Source organism: Chryseobacterium sp. UNC8MFCol, from assembly GCF_000482305.1.
In the GTDB taxonomy this organism is placed as follows: domain Bacteria; phylum Bacteroidota; class Bacteroidia; order Flavobacteriales; family Weeksellaceae; genus Chryseobacterium; species Chryseobacterium indologenes.
On the sequence record NZ_KI535292.1, the window covers coordinates 327,869 to 352,120 of the forward strand.

General features: G+C 39.0%; 20 protein-coding genes. 10 read left to right on the plus strand and 10 right to left on the minus strand.

Annotated features, from left to right (window positions below):
- The first annotated feature begins 21 nt into the window (after positions 1 to 21).
- From M030_RS0121815 to M030_RS0121860, 9 genes are all read left to right on the plus strand, one after another.
- Positions 22 to 735 carry a hypothetical protein gene (locus tag M030_RS0121815; protein ID WP_027375353.1) on the plus strand — a complete coding sequence of 238 codons (714 nt, stop codon included), beginning with the start codon at positions 22 to 24 and terminating at the stop codon, positions 733 to 735.
- A gap of 172 nt (positions 736 to 907) precedes the next feature.
- Positions 908 to 1,450: a TetR/AcrR family transcriptional regulator gene (locus M030_RS0121820; protein ID WP_027375354.1), complete on the plus strand. Its 543-nt coding sequence runs from the start codon at positions 908 to 910 to the stop codon at positions 1,448 to 1,450.
- A 42-nt stretch (positions 1,451 to 1,492) separates the two neighbouring features.
- On the plus strand, positions 1,493 to 2,353 hold the full coding sequence (locus M030_RS25130; RefSeq protein WP_051585210.1) for a tail fiber domain-containing protein: 861 nt from the start codon (positions 1,493 to 1,495) through the stop codon (positions 2,351 to 2,353).
- A gap of 90 nt (positions 2,354 to 2,443) precedes the next feature.
- Positions 2,444 to 7,072 carry a hypothetical protein gene (locus M030_RS0121835; protein ID WP_027375355.1) on the plus strand — a complete coding sequence of 1,543 codons (4,629 nt, stop codon included), beginning with the start codon at positions 2,444 to 2,446 and terminating at the stop codon, positions 7,070 to 7,072.
- 3 nt (positions 7,073 to 7,075) lie between these two features.
- On the plus strand, positions 7,076 to 8,092 hold the full coding sequence (locus tag M030_RS0121840; RefSeq protein ID WP_027375356.1) for a hypothetical protein: 1,017 nt from the start codon (positions 7,076 to 7,078) through the stop codon (positions 8,090 to 8,092).
- A 340-nt stretch (positions 8,093 to 8,432) separates the two neighbouring features.
- Entirely contained in the window at positions 8,433 to 9,266 is an 834-nt protein-coding gene (locus tag M030_RS0121845) for a sigma-70 family RNA polymerase sigma factor (protein WP_034722943.1), read from the plus strand.
- A 44-nt stretch (positions 9,267 to 9,310) separates the two neighbouring features.
- Complete coding sequence (locus M030_RS24720; protein WP_172957748.1) at positions 9,311 to 9,892, plus strand: FMN-dependent NADH-azoreductase; 582 nt, start codon at positions 9,311 to 9,313, stop codon at positions 9,890 to 9,892.
- 2 nt (positions 9,893 to 9,894) lie between these two features.
- Complete coding sequence (locus M030_RS0121855) at positions 9,895 to 10,251, plus strand: nuclear transport factor 2 family protein (RefSeq protein ID WP_027375358.1); 357 nt, start codon at positions 9,895 to 9,897, stop codon at positions 10,249 to 10,251.
- Positions 10,252 to 10,443: 192 nt separating this feature from the next.
- The gene (locus M030_RS0121860) at positions 10,444 to 10,827 is read left to right on the plus strand and encodes a limonene-1,2-epoxide hydrolase family protein (RefSeq protein WP_027375359.1); all 384 of its coding nucleotides are present in this window, start codon (positions 10,444 to 10,446) and stop codon (positions 10,825 to 10,827) included.
- Positions 10,828 to 10,880: 53 nt separating this feature from the next.
- Here the strand turns inward: M030_RS0121860 and M030_RS0121865 are convergent, their stop codons facing one another.
- On the minus strand, positions 10,881 to 13,130 hold the full coding sequence (locus tag M030_RS0121865; RefSeq protein WP_027375360.1) for an ATP-binding cassette domain-containing protein: 2,250 nt from the start codon (positions 13,128 to 13,130) through the stop codon (positions 10,881 to 10,883).
- Positions 13,131 to 13,181: 51 nt separating this feature from the next.
- Between M030_RS0121865 and M030_RS0121870 the strand changes: the two genes are divergently transcribed.
- On the plus strand, positions 13,182 to 13,604 hold the full coding sequence (locus M030_RS0121870) for a MarR family winged helix-turn-helix transcriptional regulator (RefSeq protein ID WP_027375361.1): 423 nt from the start codon (positions 13,182 to 13,184) through the stop codon (positions 13,602 to 13,604).
- A 202-nt stretch (positions 13,605 to 13,806) separates the two neighbouring features.
- On the opposite strand, the gene M030_RS0121875 is transcribed toward M030_RS0121870, so the two are convergent.
- From M030_RS0121875 to M030_RS0121915, 9 genes are all read right to left on the minus strand, one after another.
- Positions 13,807 to 14,529 carry a sterol desaturase family protein gene (locus tag M030_RS0121875; protein ID WP_027375362.1) on the minus strand — a complete coding sequence of 241 codons (723 nt, stop codon included), beginning with the start codon at positions 14,527 to 14,529 and terminating at the stop codon, positions 13,807 to 13,809.
- A 68-nt stretch (positions 14,530 to 14,597) separates the two neighbouring features.
- Positions 14,598 to 14,867, minus strand: coding sequence for a hypothetical protein (locus M030_RS0121880; RefSeq protein ID WP_027375363.1), 270 nt, complete (start codon positions 14,865 to 14,867; stop codon positions 14,598 to 14,600).
- A 76-nt stretch (positions 14,868 to 14,943) separates the two neighbouring features.
- Positions 14,944 to 16,290, minus strand: coding sequence for a S41 family peptidase (locus M030_RS0121885; protein WP_027375364.1), 1,347 nt, complete (start codon positions 16,288 to 16,290; stop codon positions 14,944 to 14,946).
- A gap of 4 nt (positions 16,291 to 16,294) precedes the next feature.
- The gene (locus M030_RS0121890; protein WP_227533113.1) at positions 16,295 to 17,035 is read right to left on the minus strand and encodes a hypothetical protein; all 741 of its coding nucleotides are present in this window, start codon (positions 17,033 to 17,035) and stop codon (positions 16,295 to 16,297) included.
- Positions 17,036 to 17,217: 182 nt separating this feature from the next.
- Entirely contained in the window at positions 17,218 to 18,141 is a 924-nt protein-coding gene (locus M030_RS0121895; RefSeq protein ID WP_027375366.1) for a T9SS type A sorting domain-containing protein, read from the minus strand.
- Positions 18,142 to 18,210: 69 nt separating this feature from the next.
- Complete coding sequence (locus tag M030_RS0121900) at positions 18,211 to 19,509, minus strand: hypothetical protein (RefSeq protein ID WP_027375367.1); 1,299 nt, start codon at positions 19,507 to 19,509, stop codon at positions 18,211 to 18,213.
- 57 nt (positions 19,510 to 19,566) lie between these two features.
- Positions 19,567 to 19,725, minus strand: coding sequence for a hypothetical protein (locus tag M030_RS25675; protein WP_155860296.1), 159 nt, complete (start codon positions 19,723 to 19,725; stop codon positions 19,567 to 19,569).
- Between the two features lie 81 nt (positions 19,726 to 19,806).
- Positions 19,807 to 23,091, minus strand: a complete 3,285-nt coding sequence (locus M030_RS0121910; protein WP_027375368.1) for a TonB-dependent receptor — start codon at positions 23,089 to 23,091, stop codon at positions 19,807 to 19,809.
- A 60-nt stretch (positions 23,092 to 23,151) separates the two neighbouring features.
- A complete protein-coding gene (locus M030_RS0121915) occupies positions 23,152 to 24,096 on the minus strand; it encodes a FecR family protein (protein WP_227533114.1) in 945 nt (314 codons plus the stop codon).
- Positions 24,097 to 24,252 lie beyond the last annotated feature (156 nt).

The window sequence follows — 24,252 nt, forward strand, 5'->3', positions numbered from 1 at the left end:
CCTCACTTAAACCAGATCCGTATGTTCGAGAAACTGATTGATAGCTTTGAGAAACTTTGTCTCCAGATTATTATTGAAATCTTATTAGTTCCTGTAACTATTTTCAAATTATTTCAGCAGCCGTCCCGTTGTTATGATTTTTCCGTGCATGCAATGGAAAAAGATGAGACTGAACGTTTCCAGGACTATTTGTCGCCTATTAAACTTTCTGTATATACATCCGTTATGATCTCGGTTCTTTTAATGGATTATGGTGGAGAGCAAAATTTCATTTCCAAAATCAAAGGGTTAAGTATGGTTGAAAAAGCCTTATTTATATTTTTGATGAATAATTTTACCGCTGTTTTATTCAGTGTCATTCTATTGGTTTATAAAAGGGAAAAGGTAAATTCAGTAACGTTCCGTACCTTATTATTTTCATTTATTTATACTACAGTGTACACTTCTACCCCGTTTTTTCTATTAATACTTTCAGCCATGTTTCTGGGACAGACCATTGATGTACAGTCTTACCTTACTCATCTCGAAAAAATTGAAACTTACACACCAAGGGATTACGCTTTTTTTATCGTATTTTTACTATTTCTCATTCTCGGTATGATCGGACTTTTCAAATTATTGAAGGCTTTACATTATATTCTGAAAGAAAATTTCCGTTATCATCCTTATGTAGTCTGGATTTTTACCTTACTATTTTTCTTTTTCCAACTTTTTTATGCAAGAGGATTTGTCTAAAACATTTTCAGAAAAATAAATCTTATATCTGTTCTTTATAACTCGAAAAAGCTTTTTACGAGGTGATTAACTATGGATGTGCAACAACAGCTATGATCTACATTTAAGATTTTATTAACACACATACCAGTCTGTTCATTTTTTGTTTAAATTTGTTGCAAACCTCAATCCTATGCCTAAACCCCGCGAAAGAATTCTACAGACATCGATGACATTGTTTCATCAACAGGGCTATAACAGCACCGGTATCAATCAGATTATAGAGGAAGCTGATGTTTCTAAGGCCAGCTTTTATCAGCATTTTAAGTCAAAAGACGATCTCTGCATCGAGTTTTTCAACAGAAGATTTGATTACTGGGTTTCCGAGCTTGAAAGTTTTACCTCTGACGCGAAGACCACTGAAGAGAAATTCTTAAGATCATTTGACTTTCTGATATATATGAATCAAAAAGAGGATTTCAGAGGCTGCAGTTTTTTGAATATTATGTCCGAAATACCGGTTGATAAAAAAGAAATCCATACCCTGATCCGCACTCATAAAAGTAAACTGAGAGCATCTTTCGATGAAGATCTTAAGGATGACATTCTTGCTGCACATATTTATTTACTTTTTGAAAGCTGCATCCTTACAAGCCAGCTATACAGATCCAATGAACTGATTGAAAAATCCAAGCTCATCGTAAAAAACCTCCTGAAAACGTCATCTTCGCACTAAGGAGATTGAGATATATTCAAATAATCAGCAATTAAAAAAACTATGAAAAACTCTATTTTTTTGCAGAAAAATTATTCTGCAATGTTCATCTTATGCCTTTTCGGCACTGTTTCTATGAGCTCATCCATGTACTCTCAGGCTGGTAAAATAGGTATTAATACGGTAAATCCCAAAGCAACTTTGGATATCAATGCCAAAACAGATGGTTCTTCGCAAGCTGAGGGTCTCCTGATTCCCCGCCTCACCGGAGATCAGATTCAGACCATGACCTCCAATATACAGCCGGGAACCGAATCACTGATGATTTATGCAACTGCCGCCCCCGCCTCTCCTACTTCAAAAGTATCAAAAATAACGCAACCGGGCTATTATTTCTGGAACGGTAACAATTGGGAGAGTGTAGGGATAAATTCTAATATTTACACGGCAGATGGCAGTATTACCACTCCTTTGGCAGCAAGAAATGTTGATCTCAACGGTAAAAATCTTGTTTTTTCAGGTAACGGAAGTGTCGGAATCGGAACAGCTCCTTCAGCTTCGGCAAAACTGGATGTAGCGGGGACCATAAAAGCCAGTGCGATTGATTACAATTCTGATGAAAGACTGAAACAAAATATTACGGACATAGACTTGTCAGAAGGATCATTATTAAAGTTAAGACCTGTCACCTATTTCTGGAATGAGGCTGGAAAAAAGAAAGGAGGAAATGCTCAGCTCCAGTATGGTCTGATTGCCCAGGAAGTTGAAAAATTCCTGCCTAATATCGTTAGCACAGATCATGAAGGATACAAATCCGTAAATTACAATGAGCTGATTCCGCTGCTTTTAAAAACGGTTCAGGAACAAGATAAAAAAATCGGAGAATTACAAAGAGAGATGCAATTGATGAAAAAGTCAAAATAATTGATTGAAGGTCAATTTTAGACCTCTGCAACGCATCGGGAGCCGGATATACAAGTCTCGGCTCATTGTTAATCTTGCTATTCAAATACCATGAAACTTAAACTGTATTTTATTTTCTTATTTCTGGTCAGCCAAACTTTTCTGGCCCAAAACAACTATTATTGGGTAGGAGGAACAGGTTCCTGGAGCGACCTGAACCACTGGCGCATCGGTTCCGTGTCCGGGCAGACCGCCACCATTATCCCGTCCCGTTATGATAATGTATACATCACTTCCGGAAGCGGATTTACCTCAGCGGGAGGATTGCTGACAATTCCTTCTTCAGCAACGTGTAAAGATTTCATTATTGATGATTCATTTACAGGAAAACTTGCATTTCCTTCAGACAGTGTTTTTAATATTTACGGAAATCTGAAGTGGAAATCCAATGCAGGTGTCTATTACAATGTTACCATGAATCTGTATTCAGACAGCTCAAATCAGACGCCCAATCTCATTGATATCCAAGATAACCTGATCAGTCCGGGATTCGTCGGCACATCGTATATTTCATCTTTTAATCTTAAAGGGAACGGGACTTTTAAGCTGGTCAAAAATTTTACCAGTAATGGCCTCTTTCAGTTCAATATCAATGACAGTGCACTTCTTGACACCGATCATAAAAACATCACCGCACAGAATCTGACCCATACATCAACTGCGGCCTCCAGATTCGGAACCTCTACCCTGACAGCAACGAATGCCATGCAGTTTAATTCAACTGCCAACCTCACCCAGGCTACACTTTCTTTTTCATCGCTGACTATTCAGACAACACAGGATATCAAAAAAATCACCCTGCCAACAGGAGCATATTATCAGATTTCTGCGGGTAATTCCCTGAAAGTAGACGAGTTAACAGGGACCGGAACCGGAAGCAGTACTATCACGGGAAATGAGCTGAATATCAATAAAATCGATCTTTACGGACTCAATATCACGGCCAATGTATTACAAGCAAATGATGTGGTTTTGGGTGATGGAAGCTGTGATTTTTCGGGAAAAAGATATGAAATTAAAAATCTTAGTCTGGGCAGAGGAAATGTGGTACTAAGAGCGCAGCAGTTTGACATCAATAATCTCGTGTTAAACGGTGGTTTGTATACCTTTCGACAAAACCAGAGTCTCACCCCCAATTATTTCCAGGTTACTCAGACAATGATTGCCAATTCTTCATGTAACGGAAATATTCCACGATTTGGAGGAGTAGACAATACAACTCCTGTGAATATGATTCTCCCTTCCTCAATCAATGGAAACGGTACAGCTTCCCTGTCGGATTATAATCTCATTGCGGTAAAACTTACCGGCGGCGGATCAATGACTGCCGGAATGGATGGTGGCAATAATACCGGTAATATTACATATTCCGGAATTCCTTCCAAAACGCTGTATTGGATCGGTGGTGGCGGAAGCTGGAACGATCCTTCCCATTGGGCGTTTACCTCGGGCGGTGCGGCAGCCAATTGTATTCCTCATATGTACGATGATGTAGTCTTTAATGCTTCCTCCGGTTTTACTTTAGGAAACAATACTATTACCGCTACAGGACCCGTTTTTGTCCATAACATGACCTGGAATAACGCTCCTGCTACCCCGGTCTACAATCCTGTCACCTATGTCTACGGTAATGTATACCTCCAAAAGGATATGTTGGCATCTGCCAGCATGTTCAATATCTTTAAATACAATAATACAGGTCCGGCTGCCAATCGTTATATGAACTTTGAAGGGCAAAAAATAGCCCAGCTGAATGTTTCCGGTAATGATAATTTCTACCTGATGTCTGCTACCATTTCATCCCCATACGATGTGGAGGTGGCCGCCAACTTTAATTTTGATAACAATGCTATCGTGAGTAATCTGTATGCAGACGGCAGAAAAATTAAGGCCCGGGAATTCTGGCTGGGCGGTAACACGATCAGTATCGATAATGCTATCCTGCAAATGACTACCCTGAATATCAATACCAGACAGACGATTACAGCACCCAACACGTCTGTGTATGTCCAAAACTATAACGGAAAGTATTATTACTCAGGGAACGGCAATCACTACTTTGGCAAAATTTTTAAGGAAGGTACCTTTCAGGGAGATCTTAGATCTGTCAATACCGGAATACTTCAGGTAAATGCAGGAGATATCAGATTTCTTGATGCTAATAAAACGGATCATTTCATCATCAATTCTTCTTCCCATATTATGATGAACGATTCTTCCACCCAATTAATGGTTAACAAAACCTTTGTCTACAACCGTAATGACTGTGATCTGGCGGTTAACTTTACGGGATCGGGAGGAAATAATCTTGTTCTGGGAAATGCCATCAACGGAAATGGATTTGTTGAGCTGAACAGAATGAATATTTCCGGAATTAATGCAGCATATATCAACCCGGTACAGGGGGCAAAGCCCATCAATGCGGGTAATTCAACTGACGGCGGAAATAACTCCGGGATCAATTTCACTGCCGCCAATGCCAAAAATTTTTACTGGAAAGGAGGATCGGGAAACTGGACTGATATTACACATTGGTCACTTGATTCCACAAGTTCGAGAGTTACCTCTACCTGCGGTATTCCCACAAGCAATGACAATGTATTTTTTGATCAGAATTCAGGGTTTATGACCAATGGCATTACCGCCATACAATTATCCGGTGATGTAACTGTGAATGATATTACTTTTAGTGGCTTACCGGCCAGCTCAAGATCATATTTCGGGGGAACGAACAATTATTATAAAATGTATGTGAACGGAAATATGGTCCTTCATCCCGGATATTATGATGCGGGATATTTCAGCGGATTTACCTTTATTAATACCAATAAACCCTCTGATATTATCAAGAGCCTGACTCCTAACGGAGCTTCTTCCGTGCTTACATTTTCGGGAAATGCCAGATGGAAAATAAACAGGGGAACTTCAGCCTATGACCTTGACGGGAACTCTCATATCATTCAAAACAATATTCCGGGAAATGTTCTGGACATGAGCGGAACTCTTCTGAAACTTGTGACATTGAATGTAAACGGAGATCAGTTGCTGATGAATAACGCAGATATTACCATCAACTCCACTTTCATGGTCAATACCGCTAAACCTGTTGTCAATACTGCGAACAGTGTCATTAAAATCATCAAAGCTTCAGGGAGTATAGCGAATGAAATTACCTCTAACAACCTTAGTCATTATTTTGAAAAAATAGAATTTACCAATACAACAGGTGCTAACGATTATGTAATGAATTTTAACCTGACCGGCGGAATTATCAATAACTTCATTGTTCATTCAGCATCGGGATCCAGACTTGATAAGGTAAATCCTTCTTTAACCATAAAATCTCCGCTGACGGTTAATCACCTGACGATCGAAAAGAACAACCATATTGCTTTAGAAGCCAATCTTCAGGTAAACCAGTCGCTGCTGATGCTGGGAGACTGTGTTGATAAGCTTATTTTTTCATCCAACAGCCTTCAGCCGAGGTCACTGATCCTTCCTGATTATACAAGCAATCCTTCCGGTTATTCAATGGACAGGGTGCAGTTTAAAATGATTTCGTCTTCGGGAGGTCAAACCTATCTCACCACAAAAAGTACCGATTTGGGAGGAAATACCGGAATTAATTTTCAGGATGCAATCCCGGCCAATGCAAGAAATCTTTATTGGGTAGGCGGTCAGGGAGAATGGAGAGATCCGCTGCACTGGTCTTTGACTTCGGGAGGAGCACCGATTACAGGTTGTGATATTCCAAATGGTGCTGATAATGTTTTTTTCGATCAGAATTCGGGATTTACAGCCGGACAGAGTAAAATTATAATCAAAGGGAGCAATCTTTCAAAAGCTAATAATATTACATTCAATAATGCTATTAACCAACCGATACTGGATTTCGGAGCGAGCACCAATGCTATGTATTACCTGAATGTATATGGAAACCTGGTGCTGCAAAATGATCTTAAGATCAATGTTCCCGTCTCACCTTATGGCTTACCCCGCAATATCATTCTGTCTCAGGGAACGGTCAGTGGAAAAACACGTTATATCAATACCAGAGGAGCGTATATCTACCTTAATATCAATGCACAGGATTATTTTGAATTGAAAAGTCCTTATCTCGGAGATATTAATTTTAATAATGTGGCCGGATTTAAAACCAACAGCCAGCCCATGACCCTCGTTAATTTTAGCTGGAACCAAACTACCAGCAATAATCCTGTTGTCGATTTCGGTCAATCAGTTGTGAACGGAACAAGAGTAAACAGTGCGGGGACACCCAACTTTTATATGGCAAGCCTGCCTGCCTATAATTTTTACAGTCCGTATTTCAGTATTAATTCAGGAAATAATCCGGTGACTTTGAAACTGTCTGAAACCAAAATAGAAACAGGGTATTTTGTCACCAATACTCCGGAAGCTTCAATTCTGGGAGACCTTACGATATGGAAGGATGGAAATCTCAATACGGGAACAAAAATATGGGATTTCAGTAAGATGACCTTTCTGGGAAGTTCTTCAGTGAATTCCGTAAGTACGCTCTCCTCTTCCGGAAAATATAAAACATTATACTTCAATCCCGGATCTTATCAGGTAAACAGCCACCAGACAGTTACTGAAAACCTGTTTATGACAGGAACTCCATGTAACAGAATTTCTGTACTCAGATCAACGACAGGTTAGAATATGATTAATCTTGATCCTGCAGCAAAATACACCATGTTCTATGCTTCTATTAAGGATATGAATTTCTCACGCCCGGTCAATGCTTATGGGAACAGTCAGGATCTCGGAAATACCGCCAATCTGAATATAATTCCGACTGATGTACAGGCCGCAGGTTTCGGGGGAAATAAAACCCTTTGTGCTTCGGAATTTCCAAAGACTTATGACGCCTCCACCTTATTTGGAACAGATCCTAATGCATCGTATACATGGACTAAAATCAATTCACTTAATTCAGTAGTGATCGGTAACAGCTCGTCGATAAGTTTTGCACAGCCCGGAAATTACAGAGTGAATGTTACCTATGGTCAGGATGGATGTAATATTACTGAAGATTTCAGCATTTCTTCCGTTACTTTACCGGTTGATTCTACCATTTCTTCGTCAACAAGTACCATACGACAGACTACTGGCGACGTGCAGGTAAAATTCAAAGGATCACTTGCGCAGCCTTATATTTTCACCTATACTCTGAACGGTGGGCCGGATCAAACGATTACCTCAGCGAGCAATGGAGAAGCCATTATTTTACATCCCGGGAACCAGGTCGGAACATTTGTTTACCGTCTGAAAGGGATGAGATTTGCCAATGGTCAGGCTTGTCCGATAGATCTCAACAATAAAGAAATTGTGATCAATGTCAATCCGGAATGTCCGACTCCGGGCGTGATGATGCTGATGAACGGTATTCTGAGGGGTTGTACCGCTTCAGCCGGAGCACGGCGTATCACAGAATTACTTCCTTCAACAATAGCCAATCCTCCGACTGACAACGGCTTAAACAGGTTTATTTCAGGAACAGGAATCGTGGTCAGGGAAGGAAATGATGTTTTTATGATCCGAAATACTAACGCTTCTCCTGAAACATTGACACTTCCGGCAAGCAAACCGCATGTCGTGGGAGCTGTCATTTATCATAACGATCACTTCTATGAAGGGACAGACAATGGAAAATGGATCAGAGTGGATAACGATTAACCGTAAAACCGACATTCTATAAACCGCATGGGAAGGATCCGATGCGGTTTTTTATGATTGATTCTGTGATCATGTAGGATTAACATGTAACCGTAAAATTGAAAGCGGGCTAAAGCCCGCCCAAATTGGGGAAATATCAATAGTTTTGCTTTTTGACCCCAGATGCACCAATTGTCACAAATCATGCTCGCGAAAAGCAGCTATTGAAGTTTAACGACAAGATCTTTTATCTTTTATCTTTTATCTTTTATCTTTTATCTTTTATCTTTTATCTTTTATCTTTTATCTTTTAATCATCTGTCACGTTTTCTTCACTAAGTTTGTCTTAAAAAGAAATATTATGCAGGAAAAATACAACAGTCTGCTTACCTATGCCTATAATATTACCGGTTCTTATGAAGATTCGCAGGATCTGGTACAGGATGTAATTGAAAAATATATTTCTTTGGATAAATCCGAGATCAGGAATGAAACTAATTTTCTGATCAAAAGCACCATTAATCATGCGATTAATTTTAAAAACAGACACGGTAAAAAAATGGTGTATGGAGAATGGCTTCCGGAGCCTCTTTCTTTTGAAAATGCAGAAAATAAACTGATTAAGGAACAAACTGCACGCTACACCCTTCTTGTTCTTTTAGAAAAGCTGAATGCAAGAGAACGTGCAGTGTATATCTTAAAAGAAGCCTTTGACTATTCTCATCAGGAAATTGCGGAAACCCTGGATATTTCAGTGGAAAATTCCAGGAAACTACTAAGCCGTGCCGGACAGCAATTGCAGGATATTAAATATGAGCCGGACAGCGTCAATATCTCTGTTCATGCGGATATTCTTCAGCAGTATCAACTGGCTTTAAGTGAAGGAGATATTCCCAATATCGAAAAACTGCTTACTGATGCAATAAAGCTGTCTGCAGACGGTGGAAAACGGATACGCGTTATCAAAGCAGTAGAAGTTGGAAAATCAGCTACGGCACAGCTTCTCGCTTATGTACAACAACAGTTTTTGGGTAAAAAACCTCATAGTTTTCATATCTTTAATCATCAGCCTGCCATTTGTTTCTGGCAGGACAACCGAATTTATAACTGTCACATCCTGGATATTGATGCCAACGGCATGATCCGTGAAATTTATTCTATTGTAGATCCTGAAAAATTAAAAAGACTGCAATAATCTGTCACGTTTCAGAAATGCTGTGTGTCTTTAAAGAAAAAAGTATGAAAAGACTTCTAAGAATCGACAGCAGTTTAAGAACAGAGCAATCTTATTCACGAAGATTAGGTGATTATTTTATTCAGCATTGGAAAATAAAACACCCTGATGGTAGTATTATTGAAAGAGATGTAACCCTGTGGCCTATTCCTCATATCACCCAACAGACGGTAAATGCCTTCTTCAGCGAAAATCCCGATACGGAAAGTATTTGTTTATCCAACGAACTCATTGATGAGTTATATCAATGTGATGATATTCTGATTACCTGTCCTATGTACAACTATGGCATTCCTTCTTCATTAAAAGCGTATTTTGACAGCGTTATCAGAACAAAAAAAACCTTTACAGGAAATATTTCTCTTAAAGGTTTACTCAATAACAAAAAAGCCTTTATCATCTCTTCAATGGGTGGGATGACTCCCGAAACACGAAATCCGTTGGAAATTCACCTTACCCAATTATTAAACCACATGGGAATTACTGATATCAGCTACTTCCCATTGAATGGTACGGTAACAGATGAAATCAGAAATACAGAAAAGATCGTTTTACAACAATCCGAAATTTTAAAACAATTCAATTGATTATGGAACAGATTAAATACACCATTGAGCAATTCATTAAAGGTGGAGATCATAGTGACACCAAACTATTAGAAAAAATTCTCCACAAAGATTATCAGAATATTCAGGACGGATTTTTTGATCAACCGGGAATTTTCATCATTCCTAAGCAGGAATACATCAACCTCGTCCGGGATAAAATATTTGGCGGAAAGCCTCGTCAGATCACCTATCATTTTGTGGAACAGAAAAACAATATCGCTTATGCTAAGGTTTCTCTTGAAAGTTCAGCATTGCGGTTTTCTTCACTCATCACCTGTGTTTATGAAGATGGCAAATGGCTGGTTATTACAAACATACCTTCTATAGAAACTAAATAATGTAAGGCCACGGATGCACGAATACGCTCTACAAGAAAGTTATTCGTGCATTTGTGGTTTATACAACAATAAAGCCTGTGTACTCGCATCTCCATCCAGAATCTTTATGGTTATTTTCTCAATAAACCGTTAACAAATGTTATCGTTTGCTTATCAAATTTGGATATAATTTTGTGTTATAACAATACCTTTATGAAACATATTATCCAGCAGGTTTTCAGCAGTATTTTAGAAAATCCTGTATTTGATTTATCATTGATTGAAAAATATTTCTCAAAAGATTACGTTCAGTTTGTAGATCACAAACAACTCAATTACGAAGAGTTTATTCTGCACATTCAGAAATTGAAAGAGAAAGTAACTGAACAAAAGATCGATATCCTTAATTATGCTGAAAACGGAAATATTATTTTTACGCATCATATCGCAAAGTCGGCCCTGAAAGATGGCAGCATTGTGAGACATAAAGTATTGGCAGAATTCACCATTCAGGATGATAAAATTGTTCGATGTGACGAATTGACTTTATTGCTGGAGGGTTCACCTACTGAAAAAAATCTGGGATCTGAAATCTGAAACGGTATTAGAGAGGATAATGTTTCAAAGTGGAGGAGGTTTCTTTTTTTAATCTAGTGAATATGCTTTCTTAGGAACTCTGCAGTATATGACTTTTTGTCTTTCAAAAGATCTTGCGGAGTTCCTTCAAATACAATTTTCCCTCCATATTTTCCTGCACCGGGGCCAATATCGATGATCCAGTCGGCTTGTGCGATGATATCCAGATTGTGTTCAATCACGATTAATGTATTACCCTGTTCTACAAGATGATTAAAAAAAGTCAGCAGTTTTTGTGTATCACTGGGATGTAAACCTGTGCTGGGTTCGTCTAAAACAATAATCTGACCGGTATTTTTCAGTTCCTTCGTTAATTTCAGACGCTGTCTTTCACCTCCTGAAAAACTGTCCAATCTTTGTCCTAATGTCAGATAATCTAATCCTAACTGCAGTAAAAGATCGAAATTTTTAAGCACAGATTCATCTTTAAAAAAAAGAACACCTTCCGAAACCGTCATGCTCATCACTTCTGCAATCGTTTTTCCTTTATACTGATACTTTAATACATCAGGATTAAAACCTGACCCGCTACAGACTTCACAAGGCTGCTCAATATCATCCATAAAGGCAAGGTCTATTCTTTCAACCCCCAATCCTTTACAATTGGGACATGCGCCTTCACTGTTTCTGCTGAACAGCTTCTCTGAAACATGGTTGGATTGGGCAAAAAGTTTGCGTACAGTATCCGATATTCCCAGATAGGTAAGCAAATTCGACCGGGCGCTCGCTGCAAACAATGACTGGTCTATAATGGTGAGATCGGGGAAAAAATCCGGCAACACACGATTGATCAAAGTACTTTTTCCGGATCCTGCCACTCCGGTGATGACGCTCATCACCCCGGTCGGAATGTTTACACTGACATTTTTAAGATTGTATAAATTAGCATTTTCAATCTTCAATACTCCGTCAGGCTTCCTGAATTGATTTTTTACAGAGGGCTTTCTGGCAAAATAAGCGCCCGTTTTGCCTTTGGAAGCTTTCAAATGTTCAAAGGTACCTTCGTATACTACCTCTCCTCCATTCTTTCCCGAGCCGGGTCCCATGTCTACAATATGATCTGCCATTTTGATCAGATCCGGATCATGCTCTACGATTAAAACAGAATTCCCTTTATCCCTGATCTGCTTGATAATCGATATGATATTTTGCAGATCTTTGGGATGAAGACCGATACTCGGTTCATCAAAAATGTACAGGAGATCAACCAGGCTGTTTCCCAGACTCCGTACCATTTTGATACGCTGCGATTCACCTCCTGAAAGGGTGTTTGTACTTCTGTCCAGTGTAAGGTATTGCAGTCCGATGGTGATAATGTTCTGCAACTTTACGGAAAGCTCGCTGATTACAACCTCATACATTTTAGAATCCAGTGAATTGATAAATTCCAATAATTCATCAATGGCCATCGAAGAACAATCGGCTATATTTTTACCTTTGATCTTACAGGATAATATCTTTTCATTTAGACGTTTACCTTCGCATACAGGGCATGTTTTGGTCATAACAATAGTATTCAGGGCATCTTTTCTTGTAATATTTTCTTTGGAATCTTTTTTCAGGAATGCTTTTTCAATTCTGGGGATGATTCCTTCATATTTAACGGTTTTTCCCCAATCTTTATGAGGATGTTTAGGCTTGTGTTCCGGAGCATATAAGAGCATTTCCCATTCTTTACCGGAAAAGTCTTTGAGCTTTTTATCATTATCAAAATAACCGGATAAGGTATACCTGGTCAGACGCCAGCCTCCCGGCTGAAATGTCGGAAAACGGATTGCTCCCTCCAGTAACGATTTGTTTTTATCAATCAGGGTATTGATGTTCAATGCCTGCACAAATCCGAGTCCTTCGCATTCGGGGCACATTCCCTGGGGATTATTAAATGAAAAAACATTGGAATATCCAACAAAAGGTTTTCCCATTCTAGAAAATAAAAGCCGCAAAGAAGCGGAAACATCAGCAGCTGTTCCCACTGTAGATCTGGCATTTCCTCCCAATCGTTTTTGATTGATGATGATCGGAACGTTAAGATTTTCAATTTTATCTACATCCGGCACTCCGTAATGCTGCAGGCGGTTTCTGATAAAGCTGTTTTGGGTCTCGTTAATCTGACGTTGGGCTTCTGCTCCGATGGTTTCAAAAACCAGTGATGATTTCCCGGAACCGGAAACCCCGGTAAAAACCACAATTTCATGTTTTGGAATTTTTATGGAAACATTTCTGAGATTATTTTGTCTGGCATTGGTAATTTCTATATTTTCCATGATAAAAATACTTAACTTTGTTAATAATTAACTAAGTTAAGCATATTATTTATGAAAACCATTGAAAAAGAATTTTTTAACACCTTTACTGATTTTCAATGTCTTATTCTTGCTCACATGAACAGAGGTGATATTAATGGAGTTACGGCTACCCATTATAATATTATTGAGTTTCTCATGAGGAAGGAAAATGCAACAGGAAGAGAGATTTCTACGGCATTTAAAATCAGTCAGGCAGCGGTATCAAAGCAATTAAAATTTTTGCTCAGTCATGACTTTATTATCCAGAAACAGGATACAACCGACCGGCGGAAATTCAATCTTTCGGTGACGGAAAAAGGGAGGTTTATCGTAGAAAACTCTGAAACTTTCCGAAAGAATATTACCCGGCAGACAGCCTCTATACTCACTACCCAGGAACTGGAAAATTTTAATTACCTGCTAGCTAAAGTTTTAAATCAAATTAAGCTTTAATCATAAAAATGGACAGTATAAAAAACTGAAGGTCAACAAAAGATACTGGTTTAAAACGATAAGAAATGGCAGATTTTTAAGAGTATTAAAAGATTGTTTCGCCTTCGGCTTGCCATGACAACAGCTAAGTGTGACTTTTAGCGATCTTATAAAATAAGCGACAAAAATTCGCTACATCCGGCTCTAAACAATTATATAGATCCTATTTGTAGGTTCGGAATAATCTGTCCCAAATAGAAGTGTAAAATCCAAAATTTTTGGTTTCATCCAAGTGATGCTGATTATGAAACCTGGTCGTCCCCACAAAAAGTCTATCAAAACTGGCAGGGAAAAACTCCCGGTTGAGATGTCCTATCGTTCCCCAAATAAGATTGATGATCAAGTAGATGGAAATTGAAATTACGGAAAAGTCATACCCCGCCAAAATAACCAGCATCATCAGTCCAAATCCGATTGTTTCAAAAGGATGCAGTACAAAAAGACTTAAAAAATTAGTGCTTACATGCGTATGATGCTTTCCATGCAACATCCTGTATATAAGTGGTAAGTGCGCTGCATAATGAAAAAAATACATGAACAGGTCCATACAAAGGAGCAATGCTGTTACTTCAAGGAAAATGATACCTGCGGATTTATTTTGTCCCAACTCTATCCATCCGGTCTTCCATAAAAAAGCTCCCGTCAGCAAAACCAGGCTATTGCAAGCCACTGTAAGCAGGCTCAGCCACGCATCAGATGATGTAACGGGATGATCGCTTTCCTGCAATGCTTTTTTACGGCAGGTTTTATCAATAAAGAGATACAGCCCTATAGAGAACAGATACAAGAAGATATTGATGACAAAACTGAACACGATCCATTGTGGCCATGAAAATTGCCAGAACAGGTTTATGAATCCGGAAAGGTTTGTTTCATCAAAAATCATACATTCATCACTGTAAGATTGAAGGTATAAATGTATGAAATCCGCTATAAAATCAGGCAATAAAGCTGTTATTTCTGTCTTGCCTTCCTTTTAAGTTCCCGGTATCTTACCGTCAGTCTTTTTCTTAAATTCTCATGATATTCTTTGTAATTCTTTATACTTTGTTCAAGGTTCTTTTTACTGGACAAATAATCTTCATACAAATTACGTAGTTCTGAAATTTGCACCGCAATATCAGAAGACCGGGACTCAGGGTCTTCCAAAGCTTCAACCAGAAGACGATAGTTTTCGATCTTGCTGGTGAGGCTTGTGTGAAGTTTAGGTTCTATTCCCTGCATAATTTTACTATTTTGTTTAATTGGGTGAAATGGTAATAAAAACTGAAACAGATAAAATGGCGACAAGTCTCCCATTTTACCAGGCTTTCCTCTCTGCACCGGGCACATCACTTTGATATAAAATCTTAACCTGATGTGAGGAGGAATGACCGTTCACTGATTTTACATATACATCAGTCAACGCTGATGAAATTAATGTTTCATCCGGATCGCCCAAAGGACGCAATGGCAACTCAATAAACTCATTGACTTTAGTTTGTGGAGTAATCCCGTTACTGTATTCTCCTGATCCATTGGCATTGAACACTTTATAGATAACGGGATGAATCTGCCATGGTATTTTTTTCGGTTTACGCTTGTCTTCTACGATAAATCCGGCCATATCTTTTCCTAAGGTAACATCTCCTACCTGGATGACCTGTATATAAGGTTTCAGATTATTAACTACTATTTCTGCCGCCGATGCTGTACTGTTTGACGTCAGAATATAGACTTTACCCAGGCCCAGTGCATTGGTCCGCAATGTATTAAAATCAAGGGCTTTGGGATCATAGGCAACCTGTTGGGCAAATGTTCTTCTGACTTCGCCGCCATTTTTATTTCCTTTAAAAATAATGAAAGGAGAATTTCCAGATATCCCTGAAGGAATCAAGGAACAAAGGGCGGCAGCTGAGGATACAGAACCTCCGTAATTATATCTTAAATCCAGGATCAGTTCCTGAACTCCTGCAGCTTTAAATTCTGCAAATTTCTGATAAAGTGCAGAGGTCATTCCATCCGGAAAGTCATACACATAAAGATATGCTGTCTTTTTACCGTTTTTATCAAAAATCCCGGCTAATAAAGGTTGTTCCGAGGAGTAGCCATAATACACGGTAATATCTTTTTCATCGGCAACAGCATTGTTTTTCCAGGATCCGACTTTAAGATCAATCACCGTCAGTTCTTTCATGGATGAAGTGATCGCTTCTGCATTGTCTGCCGTAATTAGTTTACCGTTTACTTTTGTAATGATCATTCCTCTTTCCAGTCCTGCGTTGAACGCCGGTGAATTTTTAAGGACCAGTTTTATCACAGTCACGACCTGCCCGCCGGCAAGCTGAATTACCGTATAATCAAAACCGTACATATTCCTTATAGAGCGCGGATAGCTTGAGGGATCCTGAGTATTGACCATAAACGAAAAACGGTCCTGAGGAGACAGCAAACTTTTGAAAAAATCTTTAGCCGGAAGATGATAATCCGGTTTGGAAGGCATCTGATCTGCCCAATAATAATACCGCCTCATACTGTCCTGTACCCACAGATTAGCAGACTCCGTACTTCCTTCCGGAAAGACGGGCGGGCCGTCATCCGCCGTATTGGTACACGAAAACAGAAAGGCTGCTATAATAAGCCATTGAAATACTACAGTTTGTCTCATATTGCTACAGATATCCCGAGATATCAATATCTCCTTTTACCGTCCATATTCCGTTTTCCATTTTTTCCTGAAGAACAATCATATTGGCTCCTGTATGCTGATTGATTTTAACTTCAATCTTCTGGGATCCTGCATATGGTTCTGTGGTTCCGGGTTTGTACAGTTCAAGATAGGCAGGGGTAAGCGGATTAAAAGAATTATAAATTTTCACAGCAGTAAAATTATCTTTTCCGATGTTGTCAAATTCGGCCAGTACTACTCCGTTATCTCTTTTCAGAATCCCTTTTACATTTTTAAGGGATGATCCTGAAAACTGTCCCAGATTGGGAAAGATAAATTCAAATCCTATCTTCCCAAAGTTCACCTGAGGTTTTACAGCATACGTCTGGAGAAAAACTCCGGGAAGGTTAAAGAAATACAGGTTTTTATACTCGTCTACATTATCGTAGCTGATGGTGTATTTTGCAATTTCCGTTCCTGTTTCATTGTTATATATTCCCAGTTTGTTGTGTTCACCCTCATCAAGAACAAACTGAAGTTGAGTTTCTATTTTATTGGTATACGAAGTACTTCCGTTAATAGTAACCGGAACTCCGTTGAACCTCAGCTGAAGTACATCAGGTTTTGAGAACCCCTTAATAGTGACTTCTCCAGGCTTTTGTGCTTTATCATATTTTTCCATGACAGTGTTGTCTGCGCATGAAAACAGGATGGTAAAGAATACTAATGCAAAGATCTTATTCATCTTTTTGAATTAATTATATCATTTAAACTTAAAAATATTGCCCCGCCCTTCTTGCGGGGCAATACACAATTATAAAAAAACTAGTCGGATATGCTTCGGATCACCTTTTTTTGGGGGCTATCCATTTTATATATTGACAATCAGGGATTCCCGGTAATAATTGATTTACCTGACTTAATTGATTATTTTTTAATAAATTTCAAACGTTCAACGGTGTTCCCATCGGTAATTTCTGCGATGTAACTTCCCGCAGACAATTCTCCGATATGAATAGATTGAGCATATTGAACATTAATGACTTTCTGCCCTGCAGCATTGTAAATGGCTACGATCGCTGTACTTTCTTTAAAGGCCGGGTTAAGCTTTAATTTCAAAGTTTCTTTTACCGGATTTTCTGCTATCTGTGTTAAATTTTTATTCTTTTTTACATCCTTTGTTCCTAAAAATGCTGTGGCATAAATAGCCATTTCATCAATATTGATATTTTGAATATTATTACCGGAAGGCTTTCTGTTTGACCACATTCCGATATAAATTTTCTTCCCTGCAAAAGCGGAAAGATCCACCTGATTCTCTACAAATTGAGTAAGGTCGGCAGGGAAAGGATTCGTAGAGCCTCCTACCTGTATTTTGTAAGGACTTGGAAGATCATTTCCAGATCCGTCTACCGTCATCGCCTGAAAATCAGACAGTGCAGGAACTTCTTTTTGAGGTGTACTTACGAAGATATACAGATCACGTCCCACGATAGTGTGAGTCGTTCTCTGTCTTCCGATAGAAGCAACAAGAGTAACTACTCCACCGGCATTTGTCAGATCAATAGGAGGAGAAATGATCCAGTCATTTTCCGTAGTAAATCCTGCCGCACTTCCGTTTGGTAAGAGACTTATTGAATGACGAAGGACACCGGCAGCTCCATATACCATATCTGTTCCGTTGTGATAAATATTCTGCCCCTGAATCCATCCGTTGTTATTGTTATTCAAATCATGGAAAGACCATCCCTGAAGATCAGCCGGAGTATCAAAAGTATTCCCCCACACCATGGTTTGTGCTGTAGCCAGCTGAGTTAAAAACAGGACAGATGATAAAATTATTTTTTTCATAATACTTACATTAGATTTTTAAATAGAAAAGCAAGGAATCAGCATATGCTGTTCCCTGCTTAATTTTTTTTACTCTACAATGGCAAAATTGTATTTTGTCCAGATCCCCTGGAAGTTTCCACAGTTTCTTGGCGATACATTCCAGCTTCCTTCGTTAAAGAATGGCTGGCTCATGCCCCAAGATGCAGCGGTAGTTCCCGTAAGAAGATTAGCAACAGGAATTCCTGCTGTACCTGCTCCCATTACAGAAGTTGTAAAGCCATGAACTTTGATTGAGCCTAAGTTAGAAGCTGCAGAAAGCTCAGATCCTGTACCTTCTACTCTGATTCCTGTAGGATATCCTGTCACAACAACGTCATTTAACGTTAATTTACCGTATCTTCTGATGTGGATCCCGTTTTCATAAGCGGCACCTTGTCCTGCTGCACCAAATTTTGGTCCTACGATGGTAAGATTGTTGATCACAGGGTTTGTAATCAAGGCAGTAGATGTACCTGTAGCATTGTTATCAAGCTCGATACCATTAGAATCAGGGCTTCCACCGCTTACTGTGTGTGCTGAATTGTAATCAGCTAAAGAAAGAGCACAAGTAATCGTTCCTGTATATCCGTTATCGAAGTCAAAGTTATCATCTTCAGCAGCGAAAGAGATTAAGTTGGTAGCATTTACGGTACCTCCGAAGAATTCGAAAGAATCATCCTGACCGTAAGATACCTGGATATGATCTAAAGTGGTTCCGTTTCCAACACCTCCTAAAGATAAAGCGTTTACTTCATTACCGGAGTTTGCCCCTACGAAATCATATCCTGCGAATTCGATACGTACATATTTCAAAATTCCTGCATTATGAGAAGGATTTGAACCTCCGAAATAATAATCACTTCCTGTAAGACCTTCAATAGTTGTCGTAGCAGGTACGTTGGTAGGAGCATCACCAAGAAGAATTACACCTCCGAAATCTCCCGGACTTGCTGTAGTATCTTCATCTCCATCTAAAAGTCTATAACTTGTAAAAACAATTGGCTGAGACTCTGTACCTGTAGCATTGATCTTACCTGTTTTAGTAATCACAAGAATTCCTGAACCTTCTCCGGCAGCGTTTGGCTTAGCTTTGATGAAGGTTCCCGGCTGGATGGTAAGTGTTGCTCCGTTTTTCACAGCTACAGTACCATCAATCTCGATCACTCCGCTCCACGTTGTGTTGGAAGTAATAGGACCACTCACTTTAGTAACAGGAAGTGAAGAAGCTGTAAGGTATTCAGCTGAAGTAGGCTTCATTTCGAACGGTGTAGAAGAATCTGCAAGGTTATCATGTTGACAAGCAGTAAGGGATAATGCAGCAGCTGCAATTAGAGTTAATCTTTTCATTGTTATAATTTTTGTTGCATCCGGTTGTTGTTTTGTAATACCGGAAGTTTTTAATATTCAGAAATACCTGCCTCTATATTCCTGCGATTTGGTTTTTATGTACGCCAGGCATTTCATGAGGAGCTGATCTGCCTGCGTTCCCTGTGCATCCACCATTGTCCGGGAAAGACAGTAGTGGCCGGTTGTTTGCTGATCCGGTACTGATGTGCGCTTCATCAGTATGTATCCGGCTCATATTCAGGATTCCGAAACCTGTGGAGGTCTGTCAAGAGCTCTTATCTGTTATTGTATCAAAGATTAAAATGTATAAATTACATTTAATCCGAATATTCTTCCACTGTAAGCACGGAATAAGATTTTATCAATATTCTTATCATACTTATCTGTAGCCCCGGGCGCCAGTTCCATCGATTCTCTGTCTGTCAGAACATCACTGCCCCCGCCATTCTTTTTGGCTACATAAGAATTGAAATTGTTGTAATACTCTTTAACCCTGTTAAAAAGGTTTTTCACATTCAGTTTCACTTCAAGATTCCGGTTTCTAAGGAATTTATAAGAGATCTGTGCATCTGCCACTGCATAAGGACGCTGTATTTCTTCTCCGTTATATGAATACCCAACGGTGATATACTGGTCACCTTTTGCATTATAGAGAAAACTCAACCCAAGTCTTTCTCCATCATACATTAATCCTAAATTATAAGCATAGGGAGTCTGCCCGTACAACGGTCTCGATACTTCGTAAGTAGCATCCTCAGGGCCTGTTTTTTCTTTGTCTTTGAAAGCGATTACTTTGGTGCTGTTATAGGTAAAATTCCCGCTTACAAAAAGGTGAGACAGAATTGGATTCTGAGCAATAAAACCCAGGTTTTTTCTGACCTCCACTTCAAGGCCCTTCAATTTGGCATTCTTTGAATTTCCATTATAGAGATAGAGGTTTCCTTCACCGGAAATGAATCCCTCACGCTCAATAGGGTTATCAATATTTTTATAATAGATTCCTGCAGAGAATATTTCTCCCAATCCGGGAAACCACTCAAACTTAAAATCGTAGTTATTGACTACAGAAGATACCATTGAGGTATTATAAATCTGGCCATTGGCTATGGGATCAAAATAGGGCAAACCTGTTCTTTCATTGAACTGTGGCCGGATAACGGTTTTGTTGTACGCCAGTCTCACATTCATCTTATTGGTAGGGCTGTACGTAAAATTGGCAGAAGGCATCCATTGCCACGGCTTGTCGTCGATCACCGGTTTATTGACATTTCTTGCATCGCCGGAATCGATCTGTTGAGAAATGAGATCATATTGGAAATATTCTGCTCTCAACCCCCAGACTAAGCGGAATTTGTTCCTCCAACGGTTATCAAACATCACATACATGGCATGCTGCTCTACTTCTCCTTCATATTTATCATTATTATACAACGGTCTGGTTTCCCACACAATTCCTCCGGGTGCATAATGAGAACCGTCAAACCAATCACCAAGAGCACCGTACATTTGTAAAATCTTACTGTTGGGTACATTTCTTTTTTCATCTACTCTCAGTAAAAATTTCTGCTGTTGATTGGTATTATTCTTTGAAGCTCCTGCATAGCCTATTTTTATATCATTTTTAAATGTATTCCGGTCAAAACTCCACTTGAAGGAAGCCCCATAATTGTAATCAGTTTCCTTACTGGCGATGTAACCTCTTGCAAAATCACTGGAAGAGTTGTTGACCTCATGATAGTTTAAAATCTCGTGTCCTATAAAATTGTACAAAGTCTGATGCATTGTATAATCTTTGGTATCGGAGGAAACTCCGGTTCTGGCTGCAAACCAGTTGATTTCCATATTTCCTATTTTATGATTTCCTTCCAATTTGTTTTGCAAAAACATCTGGTACACAGGATAATCTGTATTTCCGGTAAAAGGTTTATCTAAGGATTTAATCTGTGAGGGATCGTTATTGGGAATAATTCCATTGTAAAAGTAATTGTAGGAAGCTTCAGCATTGGAGGCCATACCGCTTCCGCCGGTATATTCGTTCCAGCCTGTAATTCTTGTCAGTGTATTATCATAAATATGGGTGTATGAATTACGGAATGAAATTCTGTTCTTATTAATCTGTAAACCGAAATTAAGCATTCCTGCTACGGTAGAATTGTAATTGTATGATGCTCCCTGGTTTTTAAAATTATAAAAAGTAATATTCCCTTCAGGATCTCTGGGGCTGTTGGTGTCCAGCCAGTTTCCTCTTCCCGTATGATCAATATCGAGTTTATTCTGTTCATTTTTAATGATGAAGGCCCCTGCAAAACCCCATTTGCTGTTGTTTTTGAGAGCATAGGTACGTCCTAAAGCTACCTGGATATTAGATCCCATGTCTCCCCTGGTCTTATATGTTGTAAAATTGTCATTCACAAACTGTTTAGACTGATCGAAAATCTTAGGATTGTTTATAGCGATGGCTTCCAGACCTTTCGGAAAATCTCTTGTTCCGTCGTCGTACCCGAAATAATCATATTTGCCTCTTTTACGGGTGAGAGCTTCTTTAAAGGTTGCCTGGTCATTATACGAAGTTCCAAATGTTACTGTGGTGAAGTTCTCATTGGGAATATCTTTGGTTTTCACTTCCACATAACCTCCTGCAAAATTGGCATTCATATCCGGAGTAGCTGATTTGCTTACCACGACACTTTCTACCATGGCAGTGGGAATGATATCAAATGAGAAGTTCTGATTATAAGCTTCTGTGCTGGGAAGATTAATCCCGTCCATGGCTGCTGTATTCCATCGTTCTCCCATTGAACGTACAACTACATATTTATTGTCTATGGTTGTGATTCCTGTGACTCTTTTTAAGGTTCCTCCCACATCACTATCCGGTGTTTTGGAGATCTGTTCGGCGGAAATCCCGTCGCTCATCTGAGCTGCTTTTTTCTGCTGGGTAAGTAGTCCGGCCTGTGTATCTGCTTTACGTGTTGCCGTCACCACCACTTCTTTAATGTCTGTAATTTTGTCTGAGGCAGCATTTAAAGCAAATGATACGGTATTGGTTTCTTTATTGACAACGGATAATTTTTCAACCCTGAGCGTATTGTATTTTTGAGCCTTTACCGTAAGGGTATAGATTCCCGATGGAAGGTCTACCGTAAAATCTCCGTTATTATCCGTCTGTACGGTCTTGTTTGCAATACCTACTTCAGCTCCTGCGATGGGATTCCCCACTTCATCAACGATTTTTCCGGCAATACGCCCGTTTCCCGATATAGAAACATTAGAACCTTCATATTTTATTGAAATAAGGTCTCCGTGTAACCGAAATACGACAGGAAGCCCGCTGGTAATATCTTTCAGGCAGCTGTTGATAGATGTATTTTCACATTTTACTCCTTTTACCTTCAATTCTTTTATATCTACCTTTGAATACGCCAGTCTCATCCCGTTTTTTCCTGCAAATTCTTCCAATACTTCAATTAACGGTTTGCTGGCTGGAACAGAAAATGAAACTTTCTGAACCAACTCCTGTGCTTCTGCTGCGACAGTAAAAAATAACGCTGCTATGGTAAACCCACATTTCAAACTTTTCATACGTAAGTGTTCTCTTTTTGATTTAAAATTATCTGACTATATTTTTTTCGATGGTTGTTGTTATTTTTTCAGAGTATAGATATTATCTTTTGCCTGAACCTCCAATCCCAGTATGAAAGCCAGTGATTCAATATTTTGTCCGAAGGTTCCTCCTGTAAAATCGGCTGTAATTTTCTTATCTTCCATTTCTTTGGGATAATGGATTTTTGTAGTGTAGTTTCCTTCCAGAATGGTAATCACTTCTTTTAATGGGACATCATTAAAACTTAAAGACAAGAGCTCAAAAGCTTTTTTGCCTGAATTTTTATCCGGCACCATTGAAATAATGGCTGTGGTATGGGCAATTCCGAAATTGGTCCATTTCTGATTGGGCTTCAGGTAAGAAACCGGGGTTCCTGCAGAAGAGACCGCCACCTTACCTTCATAAAGATCTACAGCTTTTTTCTTCCCGGACTGTGAAATCTTAAATATCGTTCCCAATACTTTGGTACTGAAACCATCTGCATTGACGATGAATGGATGTATTTTTGATTTTGCTACGGAAAATACGGCATCTCCTTTCAAATCTACTACTCTGGTAGAGGCAGGAAATGATTTTTCTATCTTAAGTTCTGCTCCCGGTAATAACGTAACCACAGATCCGTCTTCAAGATAAACAGTACGGTTTCCGGCTCCTGCAATGTAAACATCAGGTTTTATGAACATTGTATAGGTAAAAATGCCTCCCAATGACAAAAGCAGAATAATGACTGCGGCGGTTTTATAGAGAGATCTTTTAAACCTGCTGACAGGAATGATAGCTGTTGGCGGAAAATAATTTTCTAATCCGGAGAGTACCCTTTCCTTTGATTCTTTCATATGAATGAGATCCAGATCCCGGTCGGTATGATACTTCCATTGTTTTAAAAGTTCACTTTCTTTTTCAGAGATGGTATCTTCTGTCACTTCTCTTTCCCAAAGTCTGAAAACAAAGGATTCAATATTTTTATAGGTTAAACGTTTCATAGAGTCTTTCATGGTATTCACAGATACTTCTATCTATAAGACAGTGAAAATGAAAAACTTCCCTAAGGCATTATTAACGTTTTATTCATATTACACCCAAATTGTTAATAATTTTTCCAGTTTTTCACATTTGCTCAACATTGGGCTCCTTTTTAA

Excerpts from the sequence above, each read along its gene's own strand:
- M030_RS0121815 (WP_027375353.1), top strand. The coding sequence starts at position 22 with ATGTTCGAGAAACTGATTGATAGCTTTGAGAAACTTTGTCTCCAGATT.
- M030_RS0121820 (WP_027375354.1), top strand. The coding sequence starts at position 908 with ATGCCTAAACCCCGCGAAAGAATTCTACAGACATCGATGACATTGTTT.
- M030_RS25130 (WP_051585210.1), top strand. The coding sequence starts at position 1,493 with ATGAAAAACTCTATTTTTTTGCAGAAAAATTATTCTGCAATGTTCATC.
- M030_RS0121835 (WP_027375355.1), top strand. The coding sequence starts at position 2,444 with ATGAAACTTAAACTGTATTTTATTTTCTTATTTCTGGTCAGCCAAACT.
- M030_RS0121840 (WP_027375356.1), top strand. The coding sequence starts at position 7,076 with ATGATTAATCTTGATCCTGCAGCAAAATACACCATGTTCTATGCTTCT.
- M030_RS0121845 (WP_034722943.1), top strand. The coding sequence starts at position 8,433 with ATGCAGGAAAAATACAACAGTCTGCTTACCTATGCCTATAATATTACC.
- M030_RS24720 (WP_172957748.1), top strand. The coding sequence starts at position 9,311 with ATGAAAAGACTTCTAAGAATCGACAGCAGTTTAAGAACAGAGCAATCT.
- M030_RS0121855 (WP_027375358.1), top strand. The coding sequence starts at position 9,895 with ATGGAACAGATTAAATACACCATTGAGCAATTCATTAAAGGTGGAGAT.
- M030_RS0121860 (WP_027375359.1), top strand. The coding sequence starts at position 10,444 with ATGAAACATATTATCCAGCAGGTTTTCAGCAGTATTTTAGAAAATCCT.
- M030_RS0121865 (WP_027375360.1), bottom strand. The coding sequence starts at position 13,130 with ATGGAAAATATAGAAATTACCAATGCCAGACAAAATAATCTCAGAAAT.
- M030_RS0121870 (WP_027375361.1), top strand. The coding sequence starts at position 13,182 with ATGAAAACCATTGAAAAAGAATTTTTTAACACCTTTACTGATTTTCAA.
- M030_RS0121875 (WP_027375362.1), bottom strand. The coding sequence starts at position 14,529 with ATGATTTTTGATGAAACAAACCTTTCCGGATTCATAAACCTGTTCTGG.
- M030_RS0121880 (WP_027375363.1), bottom strand. The coding sequence starts at position 14,867 with ATGCAGGGAATAGAACCTAAACTTCACACAAGCCTCACCAGCAAGATC.
- M030_RS0121885 (WP_027375364.1), bottom strand. The coding sequence starts at position 16,290 with ATGAGACAAACTGTAGTATTTCAATGGCTTATTATAGCAGCCTTTCTG.
- M030_RS0121890 (WP_227533113.1), bottom strand. The coding sequence starts at position 17,035 with ATGAATAAGATCTTTGCATTAGTATTCTTTACCATCCTGTTTTCATGC.
- M030_RS0121895 (WP_027375366.1), bottom strand. The coding sequence starts at position 18,141 with ATGAAAAAAATAATTTTATCATCTGTCCTGTTTTTAACTCAGCTGGCT.
- M030_RS0121900 (WP_027375367.1), bottom strand. The coding sequence starts at position 19,509 with ATGAAAAGATTAACTCTAATTGCAGCTGCTGCATTATCCCTTACTGCT.
- M030_RS25675 (WP_155860296.1), bottom strand. The coding sequence starts at position 19,725 with ATGAAGCGCACATCAGTACCGGATCAGCAAACAACCGGCCACTACTGT.
- M030_RS0121910 (WP_027375368.1), bottom strand. The coding sequence starts at position 23,091 with ATGAAAAGTTTGAAATGTGGGTTTACCATAGCAGCGTTATTTTTTACT.
- M030_RS0121915 (WP_227533114.1), bottom strand. The coding sequence starts at position 24,096 with ATGAAACGTTTAACCTATAAAAATATTGAATCCTTTGTTTTCAGACTT.